Raw genomic sequence first — 13,632 nt, 5'->3', positions numbered from 1 at the left:
TTCGCCAAGCCGTCGTGCGGCGCAGGCGAGCACGGCGCTCATGGCTCTTCCGCCTCCTTCTGCTCCAGGCCCCTTGCTATGTCCGCCGCAATGGTGCGGTAGAGTGACTGCAGGTTGGTTCGCATGTTGCGTATGACGCTGCTCACGCTCATCATCGAGGGAACACGTACGCCATGGTGCTCGATCGGGCGGCCGATATACTGGAGATTGAACCCCAGCTTGTCGAAATGGCTCGCAAGCCGTTCCTCCGTCAGGACAAATACCGTCTCGACCCCGTTCAATCGTGCCAGCTCGGTCGTGGCAAGGTACAAGCCAATCGGGATGAATGGAAAACGGGGCTGGAGCGGCGTGCCGAAATCCGCCTCCGAAATCCCCATTGCCACGTTCGACTCGCCCTTGCGTCGGCGGTAATCGGCCACCACAGCCAGGCGTGACACTTCCCCAATGCTGCAACGCGCTAGTTTTGCGGGATCGACGACGGATCGGTCCAGCGTCGCGGCACACGCCTTCTCGAAAGGCAGAAGGTCGTGCGGATTGCCCGGCCGGGGACGAATGATGCGCGTGCAACCGACGAACCTTTTCGTTTTGCTGCTGCATATCAGAATATGCAGCGAATGCGGATCATGTTCATCGACCTCACGGCCATCCGGTCGCGTTGGCTCGAATTTCAGATCCTCGCAGTAGACCTGATGCCGTATCCGATAGACCTCGTCTTTCAAGGCATCGGAAACTGCGGGCACGATTTCAAAGTACTGCCTGAAAGCGTTACCCAGGGTAAAAGCTTCACCAGAAGTCATTTCGATCTCCTTGGCAAATCGAGATGCGGAAGGCTTCAATAGGGATATTCGAGTTTTTAGGTAGGTGGTACTCGTTGCAGGGTATTACGGCCGTTGCCGACGATTCAATAGGGGTCTACTCGAGTTTCTTCAGGTAGTTCTTGGTAAAGATTTTATCCGGCAAATCCTGCAGCTTCATTTCGGAATATTCCAGTACGGATTTTTCACCCTTCCGCAATGCATCTTCCATGACGAGGCGTGTAGGCCTGTGTTTGCCGAGGAGCAACTTGAAGTCTTCATAATAAGCGGTTTTGAGCAGACGATCGGAAAGCGAGTAAAATTCGGCACGGTATGGCCAATGGTTCGTTTGGCGTATCCAGTATAAAACCTTGTGATAGGTGACTCCCCGGTCGACACCGGTCAGTTCCAATACGTAGAATTTCTCGTCGTCTATGGTGTCCGTGCGCAGGATCGTCGCATTGTAGTCGCCTGTAAAATTGGCGCGGGCCAAGTCGCCATTTGCCACCTGGCCGGTCAGTCTCTGAGATAATGACAGACGTACCGGTTGAGAAACATCCGGAAGGAATATCCACAGATCACGACCCTTCATCAATATCGCCTGGCCACGATCCGAGGCAGGCTCGACAGTCATCACGACGCTGTTTTCATTGCCCTTGGACAAGACCCGGTATTTGCGGATGTCCGCCGCCTGGTCAGGCGCAGTGGAGGTGACGTTGACATCGACCTGGAAGCTTTCCCGCGGGAAGCGTATCTGATCGGCGTTCTCGAGGATGCCTTGCGCGGATATCGCCTCCTCCGCTCTGGCCACCGTGGAAGGCACCGAGGCCAGGAAGAGGCAGGCTACCATCAACCGATACAGGAAGGACTGGTTCATCATGGCTCCTCGCTACAGGTGGCGATTCCTCACGGAATCGCACATTTCAGGACTGGGATGATCTTCATGGCATGCGGGAGCCGCATGCACATGTGACATGGCCGGAAACCCCTCTGCAGACAAATCGGCTGGGTTTCCATCATAGTCCCAGTGAAAGCACTCTGCAATGGGTAAAGCAACGGCGAAGGCTTGATTCGGCGGAGCATCAAAGGAAATCCAGGCACACATCATGGCACGGCGTGAGACATACCCATACGAACTCGGAGGCTCGGTACTGATTGCGGGACTGCTCTCCCTGTCGTCCCACGGTCTGGCCGACGGGACCGGCCATCCGCCCTACTCTCACCCATATGAAGCGCAAACGCCATTGGGCTCGCCGGTCACCAGGGCGGTCGGGCATGCCGCAGTCGGCAACGGGCCCTCCCTGCTGTCCCCGATTCATGCGGCAGCCGGGAATACGGGGGGCAGTCTGATGACGGTGCAGCGCGGCGGGGGAAACGGAAATATCCTCGACACCTCCCCGCCGCCCTCCGGCCCCGACGAATCCGCGTCATCCGGCGCGCTCATCTGGAACGAGTTGACAACCGGCTGGAAAGGATTTTCCCAGCTTGAGATTGCAGGAACCTACAGTCGCCCGGAACATTTTTCCAAAGGAAAACTGCGTACCGAGCTTTCCCGCACCGGGCAGTTCGGCGCGAATGTGAAGTGGAAGATAAGCGGCCGCTTCGACTATGACGCCGCCTACGATCTGTCAGGCTTCTATCCATCCGAGGTTCGGCGGGATCAGCGCTACGACTTCTTCCTGCGCGAGAACTATCTGGACATCTCCGCAGGTGATTTCGATTTCCGGCTGGGCCGCCAGCACGTCATATGGGGTGAAATGGTCGGGCTGTTCTTCGCGGACGTGGTGTCGGCCAGGGATATGCGTGAATTCATCCTCCCTTCGTTCGATATCATGCGCATTCCCCAATGGGCCATGCGTACCGAATATACGAAAGACGACCTGCATGCCGAAGTATTGTGGATCCCCGTGGCAACGCTCGATGAAATCGGCAGGCCGGGCGCCGACTATTATTCCGGCCCGCTGCGAGGGGCCGGCTACCTTCCCGAAGATCGATCGGGGCGCAATATCGGCAACTCGAACTATGGGCTTCGTCTGTCATACCTGAAAGACGGCTGGGACGTGTCGGGATTCTATTACCACAGCCTCGATGCGTCTCCCACGTTCTATCGCGTCAGCGGACCCGCTGCCCCCCCCGTGTTCCAGGCACGCCACGACAAGATCGACCAGGTCGGCGCAACCTTCGCCAAGGACTTCGGGTCGATCGTGCTGAAGGGCGAGTTGATCTATACGGATGGCCGCAAGTTCAATGTCACTCGCCCGGCCGCCGTCGATGGCCTGGCCAGGCAGAATACCCTGGACTACGTGCTGGGCCTCGATTTCAATCTTCCGGCCGAAACCCGCCTGAATCTGCAATTCTTTCAACGCGTCTATTTCGGGCACGATCCCGATCTCATCGCGGACAAAAGGGAAAGCGGCGCCAGCATCCTGCTCAACGGCAAGATCTGGAACAAGCTGGAGGCGCAGGCCTTGCTGATTCACAGCCTGAATCATAGCGACTGGATGTTCCGGCCCCGGTTGTCCTGGAATTTTCAAAAGGACTGGCGCTGGGCGCTGGGTGCCGACATTTTCGGCGGGAGGCCCACCGGCCTGTTTGGGCGCTTCGACCATAGCGACCGTGTCTACAGTGAATTGCGCTATTCCTTCTGATATCTGCGGGCATCGAGTGCCGCATTGACCCCTGATGGGGTTGGAGGTATATTCCCCGGTAGCTTTCATGCTCGCGTATTTGGAATCCAATGGTTGAGCGAGGCACGGGAAGGACGTACGGGCCTTCGATGCAGTCGTGCTTCATTCGCCCGCCTCTCCGCCGCACGCTGTCGTCGCTGCGTCCGTCTCCAGGCCCCTTTTCCAGCCGAGATCGGCGCTTAACAGATTCCCGGATCGCATGCCGTCCTTCAACTATGACGAGGCTTTTTCCAGAAATGTCGGCTGGCTGACCCGGCAGGAGCAAACGCAACTGCGTCATGGAAGGGTAGCCATCGCCGGCCTTGGAGGAGTGGGAGGCATCCATCTTCTGACACTCTGCCGGCTGGGCATCGAAAAATTCCACCTGGCCGATTTCGATACCTTCGATCTGGTCAACTTCAATCGTCAGGCCGGTGCGACTGTGAGCAGTCTGGGTCGGAGCAAGCTCGAAGTCATGATCCAGCAGGCTCACGATATCAATCCCGGGATCGAAATCAGGGAGTTTGCAACCGGAGTCACCCCTGACAACCTGGAAGAGTTTCTGGAAAACGTGGACGTGTACGTCGACGGCCTGGATTTCTTTGCCCTGCAGATTCGCCAGCAGGTCTTTGCGGCGTGCCTGCGCAAGGGTATTCCCGGTGTCACGGCCGCCCCGCTGGGCATGGGGGCGGCAGTTCTCAATTTCCTGCCGGGCGGCATGAGTTTCAGTGACTATTTCCGCCTCAATGACGGCCCTGCAAGCGAGGAACCCGTGCGTTTTCTCATGGGGCTTGCACCCGCCCGCCTGCAGATGGGCTATCTGGCGGACCCATCGACGGTCGATCTCGCCAACCGTAAAGGCCCATCGACCATCATGGCCTGTCAGCTCTGCGCCGGCGTGGCCGCAACCGAAGTCCTGAAGATCCTCCTGAAGCGCGGCCCGATCCGGGCGGCACCCAGGGGCTATCATTTCGACGCCTATCGCAACAAGCTGGCATCGACCTGGAGACCCGGCGGCAATCGCCATCCTCTCCAGCGTCTCGCCATCGCCCTGGCGAAACGCAGACTGGGACTGTAGGCCATGATCCCCCGACTTCTCGCGGATATTCTGGAGTCCGCCCGTTGGGCGCCGAGCGGGGACAACACCCAGCCATGGAGATTTGAAGTCATCGATGACCATCATCTGGCTATCAATGCATTCGACACCCGCGACCACTGCGTCTACGATCTCGATGGCCACCCCAGCCAGATGGCGCTGGGCGCATTGCTGGAGACCCTTGCGATCGCCGCCAGCGCGCACGGCATGCACGCCGAATTCAGGCGCTGCACCGAATTGTCCGATACGCACCCCAGGTATGTCGCGACGCTGAATCCCCAAGATCAACCGCCCGATCCGCTGTTTCCCTGCATCAGGACACGCTCGGTACAGCGCCGGCCCATGCGCACCACGCCGCTGACCGCAGCACAGAAAACGGCGCTGCAACATGCCGCAGGAAACGCCTGCTCCATCAGATGGTTCGATACCCGGGCACAGCGGCGGCAATTGGCCAGGCTGATGTTCGACAATGCCAAGCTTCGGCTGACCTTGCCGGAAGCCTACACCGTACACCGGGACATCATTCAATGGCGATCACGATACAGCGACGACAAGGTACCGGATCAGGCCCTCGGACTGGATGCCATGACCCTCAGGCTGATGCGTTGGGTCATGGCAAGCTGGCAACGTGTCGCTTTCTTTAACACCTACCTGTCCGGGCATCTCGTTCCCCGCATCGAAATGGATCTGCTGCCCGGCCTGTTCTGTGCAGCCCATTTTGCCATCCTGTCCGCGCGCGCGCCGCAGACGATCGACGACTACGTCGCCGCCGGACGGGCCGTCCAGCGTTTCTGGCTGACGGCGACGCACCTGGGATTGCAGCTGCAGCCCGAGATGACCCCTTTGATCTTCGGCCGTTACGTGCGCGAGCAGCGGACGTTCAGCCGTCTGCCCGGCATGATGGATACCGCGACCGAACTGTCCGCACGCCTGTCTCGACTGATGGGCGATTCCCTGGTCGAGCGGGTCGTTTTCCTTGGGCGCATCGGCCATGGCCCCCCAGCAGCAAGCCGCTCCTTGCGCCTGTCCCTGGAACGCCTGGTTGAGCGCGAAAAATAGAATCACGCGGAAGATGCGGCGCAAGCGATGGCAGTCACGCCCCCCTTCCTTCACATTCCCTGGCCGATGATCTGGCCATCGGCCAGCCTGACCAGCCGGCTTGCCATCTCCATGACCCGCGGATCATGGGTCGAGAAGATGAACGTGGTCCCCTCTTCCTGATTGAGCGACTTCATCAGGTTCAGTATGCCTGCGCCGGTCTTGTGATCGAGATTGGCGGTTGGCTCATCCGCAAGTACGATGCTGGGACGGGTGGCGAGCGCACGCGCGATGGCCACCCGCTGACGCTGCCCGCCGCTCAGTTCATTGGGACGATGGTGCGTGTAGTGCTCCAGTCCAACCACGCCCAGATAGTGCCGTACGCGCTCATCCCGTGTTTCCTTGGACATGCCGGCCTTTTGCAGCAAGGGGTATTCGACGTTCTCCCATGCAGACAGGACCGGCAGCAGGTTGAAGGTCTGGAAAACGAAGCCCAGGGTGTTCAATCGCAGGTCGGAAAGCTCATCGGGTGTCCTGCCGCCGATATCCTGCCCTGCGATCAGGATGCTTCCCGACGTAGGGGTATCGATGCAGCCGATCAAATTGAGCAAGGTCGATTTGCCGCTGCCGGAGGGGCCCGCTAGCGCCATGAACTCGCCTCGGCCCACGGTAAGCGAGACCGCATCCAGAGCCATGACCGACTGCTTCCCGAGCGAATACACTTTGCTGACCGCGCGAACCTCGACCATCGCTGCCGACGATCCGGTGTCATGCCTCTCATTCATGACCATACTCCCTCTGGAAGCCATATTGCCCCTAAGACCACGGACAGCGGCCGATTGCACATGCATTCGACGTCCGGCCCGTCATGCCGCCCAAAGTGGCCCGATCGGATGCCTGGAAAAGACCCTCCATGGCCGGCGACGCACGCATGCAGGACCACCTTGCCCATCAGATATTCTGGCGCAACGCATTCACGATCACTAGGCGCGAGGCGCGGCGAGCCGGCAGCAGGGCAGCCATGATCGCCGCCAGAATCCCTATCGTGGCCGCCGTTCCGAGTATCCAGGGGGCCAGTTGTATCGTGGCGGTATAGCCGATGTTCGAGCCGGGCGGCGGCGGCATGGCAATGCCGATGTTCGATATCGCTCCCGCAAGCGCAGTCCCCAGCAGCACGCCGAACATGCTGCCGATCAGTCCCAGCAGCGTGTTCTCGATCATTACGAGCTTGAAGATCTGACGCTGACGCAGCCCCAGCGCAAGCAGGGTTCCGAACTCCCCGGTGCGCTCATGCACCACCATATTGATGGTGCTGGTCACGCTCAGAACCAGCATGACGAGGACGATGAACTGCAGCGCCCCGAGCTGGCGCCGATAGAGCGCTTCCGTTTTCTGATAGAAATCGGCCAGCTCGTCCCAGGACTTGATCTCATGGCCCAGCGATTCCAGTTGCGTCTTAAGGGCTTGCGTCACGGTATCCGTGGTGCGGGTATCATCCAGCAGCACGACCATGTTGTGCACCGACTGGGTAAAGAGAAGCTCCTGGGCGGAGACCAATGAAATACGGATGGCACGGTCGTCGTATTCCTTGGAGAATGTTCGGAATACCCCGACGACTTCGCACTCCAGCGTATTCAACGCACCCTCCAGGGTATTCACCATCAGGGTTATCTGGCTGCCGGGCCGCAGATGCATGGCTGTTGCAACGCCCTCGCCGATCACCGCCCCGAACGTATCGTTGCCGGACAATGCACGGCCGGCGATGATGGCCATGCCGGTTCCCAGCTGGGCCTCCTTGTCCGGTTCGATGCCTTCGCCCACAATGGACAGGTTGGCGCGGCCGTTGTTGATCAATCCGGAAAAATTCAGACGCGCCATGACGGTACGCACATGCGGGATATGCCCTATGGCATCCGCCACGGGAGCGGGCTGCGTGATCATGTAGCGCGAAGGCTCGCGCCCCCCGTATTCGTTGTATCCGTACCTGAACACCTGGACGTGCCCGATACGTGAACGAATCGTCGATTCGCGCAGCTGCACGAACACATCCTCGACGAAACCGCCACTGATGATGATGGCCACCACACCGGTGGTGATGGCCGCCAGCGTCAGGGCAGTGCGCAAGCGATTCCGGAAGATGTTGCGAAAGGCAAGCTTGAGCATGCGGAGATCCGTACTCAGGTGGCCGTATTCAATCGATGCCTCATATATTGTGGCGCAATGCGTTGATGATCTGCAGGCGCGATGCCTGCCATGCCGGATACACGCCTGCGAGCGAGGTGGTAACGAGCGCGACCAGGAAGGCATGCGTCATCACGCTCGCGGTCACCCGGATCTCGCCAGTGTAGCCTTCCGTCATGCCGGGTGGAGGCGGCATGGGAATGCCGATCGCCGAGATCACCTCAGCCAGCGCATACCCGAGGACCAGTCCCATGGAGGCGCCGATCAGGCCCAGCAGCAGGCCCTCCATCGCAAACAGGCGAAGAATCTTGCTGCGCTTGAAGCCAATGGCCAGCAGCGTGCCGATTTCACCCGTGCGCTCCAGCACATTCATCACCAGCATGTTGGAAATGCTGAGTATGATGATGCAGCCGATGATCAGCCGCAACACGTTCATCTGCTGCGAGAACAGCGTCACCGTCTTCTTGTAGAAATCGGCCTGCTGATGCCACGGCACCAGTTCGAGCTGGCTCGCTGCCATGGGAAAGCGCGCGCGAAACCCGGCCAGATAATCGTCCGTACGCTCGGTGTCGTCCAGCAGCACCAGCCAGAGGTGGGCGCCCTTCACCCGCATCAGAGACTGGGCCAGGCCGATCGGGAGACGCAGCGCCGAATCATCATAGACTTTGTTGACACTGACGAAAGTCCCGGCCACCTTCGCTTCCACGGCATTGATGCCTCCGCTCGCGGTGGTCGCCAGCAGGGTGATGGTAGCCCCCGGCTCCACAGCGAGGGTGCGCGCCAGACCGCTGCCGAGAATCACCTCTCTTGCTTTCGCATCGGCGAGGTTCCGTCCCGTCACGATGTTCAAGGACTTGCTCAGCTCAGCCTCCCTGTTCGGGTCCACACCGTCCGCCATGAATGCGACAGTCGTCTCGTCATGGCTGATGAGTCCGCTCAGTGCCAGTCTCGGGGTCGTGAGCTTGACTCCTGCCGTGGATTCGATTGCGCTACGCTGCGGCGAATTCTCCGGTAACATGTAGGCGTAGGGATCGCTGGCGCCCGCAGCGAGGTATCCTGGACGCATGACCTGGATGTGCCCGGACTGGGAGTGGATGGTGCTTTCGCGCATGGCCCAGAAAATCCACTGGATGAAACCGTCGGCAAGTATCAGCGAGACGCCGCCGACGACCACCATGAGCAGGGCCGCAAGCGCCCGCCGCCGGTTCCGTGCGAGGTTGCGGGCAGCAATCCGAAAATCCGCCATCGCGCTTTTGATCATGACATCCTTGCGAGCACCGGTAAGATTGGCTGGAACAGCGTGCCGGTCAATCGAGTGACGGTTCCGTCTGACCGGGAAAGGCCTTCATGACACGACCCGCCCTTCTCATCCCGATGAGAATGACCTCATGTGAACCAGCGTAATTGAAAACGCCAGCCAAGCCCGTCATCCTCCTTGTCGCCGAAGCGGTCACGCTTGCACATTTTGCCCGGATCGCCGTGTTGGCTCGCTCGCTCGATCCATCCGAATATGAAGTGGTGGTCGCATCGGATCCCCGCTATCTGGCGCTGGAGTCATTGTCAGGATGTGCGTTCCGTCCCATATGGTCCATCCCTTCCGCCGCATTCGAGCGCGCCCTTGCCCGGGGCGAGCGGCTCTACAGTGCGGAAACTCTTGCCCGCTACGTCGAGGAGGACCTGGTGCTGCTGGACGACGTCAAGCCGGATCTGGTGGTTGGCGACTTCAGATTGTCCCTGGCCGTCAGTGCGCCACTGCGCAACGTACCATATGCCTCGATGGTCAACGCCTACTGGAGTCCATTCGCAGGGACGGAATACCCCGTGCCTGACTTGCCCATCACCCGCTTCCTCGGGGTCGGTATCGCACAAGCGATATTCGACACCGCCAGGCCCGTCATATTTGCCCTGCATGCAAGACCCCTGAATCAGGTGCGCCGCCGTTACGGGCTGCCGCCCTTGCAGCCCGATCTCAGAAACGTCTACACCTGGGGCAACTATACGCTATACGCGGACATTCCCGAGATTGTACCCACACGTGCCCTGCCGTCCCACCATTATTACCTTGGTCCGGTATTCTGGTCGACATGCACTCCCTTGCCGGCCTGGTGGACCCATCTGCCCCCGGACAGACCAGTGGTGTTCATGACGCTGGGAAGCTCGGGGCAGGCCGGCCTCCTGCCTTCGGTTCTTGTCACACTGTCAAGGCTCCCGATAACGATCATCGTGGCCACCGCCGGGAAGATCGTGATTGCCGATCCGCCCTCGAATGCCTTCATCATCGATTACCTCTCCATCGAGAGCGCAAGCCGGCGATCCCGGTTGATCATCAGCAACGGCGGCAGCCTGACCACCTATTGGGCGCTTGCCCACGGGGTACCGGTCATCGGCCTGTGCTCCAATATGGACCAGCTATTGAACATGAAGGCGGTGGAGCGCTCCGGATCCGGCATCGCGCTGCGCGCGACCAGGAATTGCCTCGCAGACCTGGACAAGACGGTGACCGAAGTGCTGGAAAACACCACCTACGCCGAAGCCGCCGGACGGATCAGCCGTATCCTGGCCCAGACCGACGCCAGCCGGCGTTTCCGGGCGATCACCGCGGAAATCCTGCACGGGAAGCGCCACGGAGCATGAGCATGCATCCGCATCCAACACGGCCGGCCCATCCCGGACGACAAGCCGTCACAGCCGATCGAGCAGCGTTCTGGCCTCTGCCTTCTGGGGAAACTTGCCGTTGGCCGCCAGCAATTTCTCCAGCTGCCGGCGTGCCTTGACCTTTTCTCCCGCCTTGGCCAGGGCCACCGCGTAATGGTATCCGATCTCCAGGTCGGCAGGCGCGCCGGTCGCCGCCTTGTGCAGCAATTCCACGCCTCGGGCGACCTCACCCTGTTCCGTCAGGATCCAGCCCAGGGTATCGGCGACGACGGGCGAGCCCGGGCTGAGCTTGTAGGCCTTCTCGGCCCATGTCAGCGCCTCGGGATTCTTTTCCTGGTGATACAGCCCGGCAAGATTGTTCAGTACCGCGACGTTCTCAGGATTTTTCTTCAAGAGAATCGAATACTGCTCAATCGCCAGCTTGTGACGTCCCGAAGCCAGGTAAGCGTGCGCAAGATGGTATCGCGCATCCGGGCTGTCGTGGCTCTTCAGCCATTGCAGCAGGTCGGCATCGGCCTTCTGTGGATTGCCCGCAAGAATCCGTGCCCGATGGACTTCGATGGCCACCGGGCCACTGTTTTCGATCGCCAGGGCCTTTTCGTAGGCCGCCGCCGCTTCCGCGTGCTTTTCCTGGGCGGTCAGAACCTTGGCTTCGAGCATGAAGCCGGAGGCAAGGCCGGGGGACTGCTTCTGGATTCTCTGCGCGAGCTTCAGCGCCTCCGCCGGCCGGCCGGCATTGTACTCCAGCCAGACGAGCGCCGTTTGCGCAGGCAGGTAGTCGGGCTTGAGCTTCAACGCCTTGGTCAGGGATGCCCGGGTCGTGTCGCTATCCGTCATGGCCGCCTGTACCGATGCCAGCTTGTAGTAGGCGACGGCGGACTCGGGCGGCATCGCGGTGGCAAGCTGAGTAAACGTCGCCAGTGCCTTGTCCTTTTCTCCATTTTCCCATTGCGTCGTGCCGAGCAGGTCGACCGCATCGCGGCTGGCGGGATTCAGGCGCACCCCCTCCTGGGCGAGCGCCAATGCCTGGGCCGGCTGCTGCTTTCTCAGGTAATACTGGGCCAGGAGAATCCTGGGTTCCAGCACAGCAGGATTGGCTTCGACCGCCCGCTTGAGCCAGGTAATTTTTTTCCCCTCGTCGCTCTCCAGTCGCATCAAGGCCAGCATGGACTCAACATCGCTTTTATCCATCACTAGGACAGCCTCGAAATGCTTGCGGGCAGCGGCCAGATTGTTTTCCTGCAGCTCCAGTTTCGCCAGATTGGTCAGCGCGGCTTTGTAATTGGGCTGTATCGCCAGGGCCCGTTCTAAGCTCCTGCGTGCATTGGCGATATCCTTCCTGGCCGCGTAGATCGCGCCACGGAAATTGTGCACGGTAGGATCGTCGGGGTGCTTCTTTTCCAGCCTGGCAAGGGCGGCGAGCGCCTTGTCATATTCCCGCTTGTCCATGTAGCTCAGGATCAGCAGTGTTTCCGCGGTCGTCTGCTCCGCATCCTCCGCGACGACCGACTCCAACTCCGCCACGCCGCGAATCGCGTCACCGGCCATCATCAGGCCCACGCCCAGGGCGGTGCGCAAACGGGTATTCTTCGGATCGTCCGCCGCCGCCTTTTGAAGATAGTCCCTGGCCTGGGCAGGGTGCCCCCCCTGGAGCGCCGCCTCGCTGGCCAGAACCCATACGTCCGTATTCTGACTACCCGCTGTGAGTAGGGGCTTCAGGGTAGTCAGCGCACGGTCGGATTGCCCCGTTTTCAGCAACGCGGCAGCCAGGGCTTTGCGAGCGTGCTCGTTATCGGGGAATCGATCCAGCACCTTCCCGAGATTCTGGATCGCCTGCTGGAAGCTGCCCAGTTCATGAAAAACTACCCCGGAAAGCAGCAAGCTGGGCGTGTCATCCGGAGCACTTTTCAGCACTTCCAGCAGGTTGTCCCTGGCCTCCGTATAATTTTTCTCCCGGAAATTCAACAACCCCTGCAGATACAAGAGCCTGAGATTCTTGGGCGCGAACTTGCGCGCTGCGCCGAGTTGTGTCCGTGCCTTGTCGTACTCACCCGTTGCTAAGTACAGGAAGACCAGGTTCTGATAAGCCTCGACATGATCCTGAGAGATCTCGAGCGCACTGGAGAAGGCCGCCTCGGCCGCCTTGAAATCGCTCGTCATCTGCGCCAGCTTGCCCAGCCATATCCAGGTCTCGGCATTCCGGGCTTCGAGTTCCAGTGCGCGCTCAAGCAGCGTCCTGGCATACTGGAAATCTTCCCTGATGGCGGCACACCGGGCCAACCCCCAATAAACCGGGACATAGGTCGAGTCGACTCGCACGGATTGTTCCAGCAGGTCGCAGGCCTGCTCCGGATGCCCCAGGCCGAATTGAGCTTCCGCACGAAGCTGCTGTATCCTGGCCACATCCTTGGGGGATGCCCCGGGATCCGGTTCGATCTCTTCCAGGATCCGGGTGTAGCTTTCCTGCAGGAGCAGCGCCTGACCCAGCATTATTTTGCTGGATTCGCCATCGGCTCCCAGTTTTCTCGCCCGCGACAATTCCTTTTCGGCGCTGACCCCGTCGCGTACCGCGACATATATCTCCCCAAGCAGCAGCCGCGCTTCCGCGCTGTCGGGATTCTGCTGCAGTGCATTCTTGAGCTCGATGATGCTTGCGCGCAGTTCCCCCTTGTCCTGAAAAACCTTCGCATTCTGCACGTGCTGATCGAAAGTCTGGCCGCCGACCCTGTCGCACGCCGGGAAAAAAAGCAGCAGGGCGACCGCTGCCAGCGACGCGGCCACCACCTTGCCTCGGTTGTTTAACACATACATGAAACGCCACCGATCCATTCTTACAACCTCTCCCATCGACCAAAGAGACATGATGATAAGCGATGTATGTCTAGAATATTGTTTACGGTCGGCTTTACCGGTACATTTGCGGGATCAACCAACGCGCAGCGTCACGGCATCACCCCTGCCCCATGGGTGCATTTCCTTTTAAGGGCATTCGCTTCCGTTCGAGCGAGCTTCAGGGTAATCCGTCCGATCGGTCTGGTTTATTCACCCTCATTCACAAGCTCGTGACAACGCACCGCATATCATGCAGATGCAACTAAATCCGACGCTTTGCCCGGTTTTCTTCCTAAAAGGCTCCATGCCCTTCCGATCGTCGTAATCTACAAACATTGCCCCTGCCGTAAATCTGGTCTATTGTGCCTAT

General features: G+C 59.9%; 10 protein-coding genes. 4 read left to right on the top strand and 6 right to left on the bottom strand.

From position 1 onward, the window contains the following. Nucleotides 1–38 precede the first annotated feature (38 nt). Both BT108_RS01210 and BT108_RS01205 read right to left on the bottom strand, forming a co-directional pair. Nucleotides 39–836 (bottom strand): PEP-CTERM/exosortase system-associated acyltransferase, encoded by a 798-nt coding sequence (locus BT108_RS01210; protein ID WP_255369563.1) that lies wholly within the window; start codon nt 834–836, stop codon nt 39–41. A gap of 76 nt (nt 837–912) precedes the next feature. Then, nucleotides 913–1,674, bottom strand: a complete 762-nt coding sequence (locus BT108_RS01205) for an outer membrane lipoprotein-sorting protein (protein ID WP_072292707.1) — start codon at nt 1,672–1,674, stop codon at nt 913–915. A gap of 226 nt (nt 1,675–1,900) precedes the next feature. Here BT108_RS01205 and BT108_RS01200 point away from each other — a divergent pair, with 226 nt between their 5' ends. From BT108_RS01200 to BT108_RS01190, 3 genes are all read left to right on the top strand, one after another. Then, complete coding sequence (locus BT108_RS01200) at nt 1,901–3,442, top strand: DUF1302 family protein (protein WP_255369562.1); 1,542 nt, start codon at nt 1,901–1,903, stop codon at nt 3,440–3,442. A gap of 238 nt (nt 3,443–3,680) precedes the next feature. Beyond that, nucleotides 3,681–4,538, top strand: coding sequence for a ThiF family adenylyltransferase (locus BT108_RS01195; protein ID WP_072292706.1), 858 nt, complete (start codon nt 3,681–3,683; stop codon nt 4,536–4,538). A 3-nt stretch (nt 4,539–4,541) separates the two neighbouring features. After that, the gene (locus BT108_RS01190) at nt 4,542–5,615 is read left to right on the top strand and encodes a nitroreductase family protein (protein WP_072292705.1); all 1,074 of its coding nucleotides are present in this window, start codon (nt 4,542–4,544) and stop codon (nt 5,613–5,615) included. Between the two features lie 50 nt (nt 5,616–5,665). Here BT108_RS01190 and BT108_RS01185 read toward each other — a convergent pair whose 3' ends face one another. From BT108_RS01185 to BT108_RS01175, 3 genes are all read right to left on the bottom strand, one after another. Beyond that, nucleotides 5,666–6,379, bottom strand: coding sequence for an ABC transporter ATP-binding protein (locus BT108_RS01185; RefSeq protein ID WP_072292704.1), 714 nt, complete (start codon nt 6,377–6,379; stop codon nt 5,666–5,668). A 166-nt stretch (nt 6,380–6,545) separates the two neighbouring features. Next, nucleotides 6,546–7,757 carry an ABC transporter permease gene (locus BT108_RS01180; protein ID WP_072292703.1) on the bottom strand — a complete coding sequence of 404 codons (1,212 nt, stop codon included), beginning with the start codon at nt 7,755–7,757 and terminating at the stop codon, nt 6,546–6,548. A gap of 40 nt (nt 7,758–7,797) precedes the next feature. Next, nucleotides 7,798–9,036 (bottom strand): ABC transporter permease, encoded by a 1,239-nt coding sequence (locus BT108_RS01175; protein WP_072292702.1) that lies wholly within the window; start codon nt 9,034–9,036, stop codon nt 7,798–7,800. A 143-nt stretch (nt 9,037–9,179) separates the two neighbouring features. Between BT108_RS01175 and BT108_RS01170 the strand changes: the two genes are divergently transcribed. Continuing rightward, on the top strand, nt 9,180–10,409 hold the full coding sequence (locus BT108_RS01170) for a glycosyltransferase (protein ID WP_072292701.1): 1,230 nt from the start codon (nt 9,180–9,182) through the stop codon (nt 10,407–10,409). Between the two features lie 48 nt (nt 10,410–10,457). Here the strand turns inward: BT108_RS01170 and prsT are convergent, their stop codons facing one another. Next, complete coding sequence (gene prsT / locus BT108_RS01165) at nt 10,458–13,241, bottom strand: XrtA/PEP-CTERM system TPR-repeat protein PrsT (protein ID WP_072292700.1); 2,784 nt, start codon at nt 13,239–13,241, stop codon at nt 10,458–10,460. Nucleotides 13,242–13,632 lie beyond the last annotated feature (391 nt).

This window comes from Nitrosovibrio sp. Nv17, assembly GCF_900119085.1.
Lineage (GTDB): Bacteria > Pseudomonadota > Gammaproteobacteria > Burkholderiales > Nitrosomonadaceae > Nitrosospira.
The sequence above is the reverse complement of the archived record's forward strand: the minus strand, read 5'-3'. Positions and strand labels throughout refer to the sequence as shown.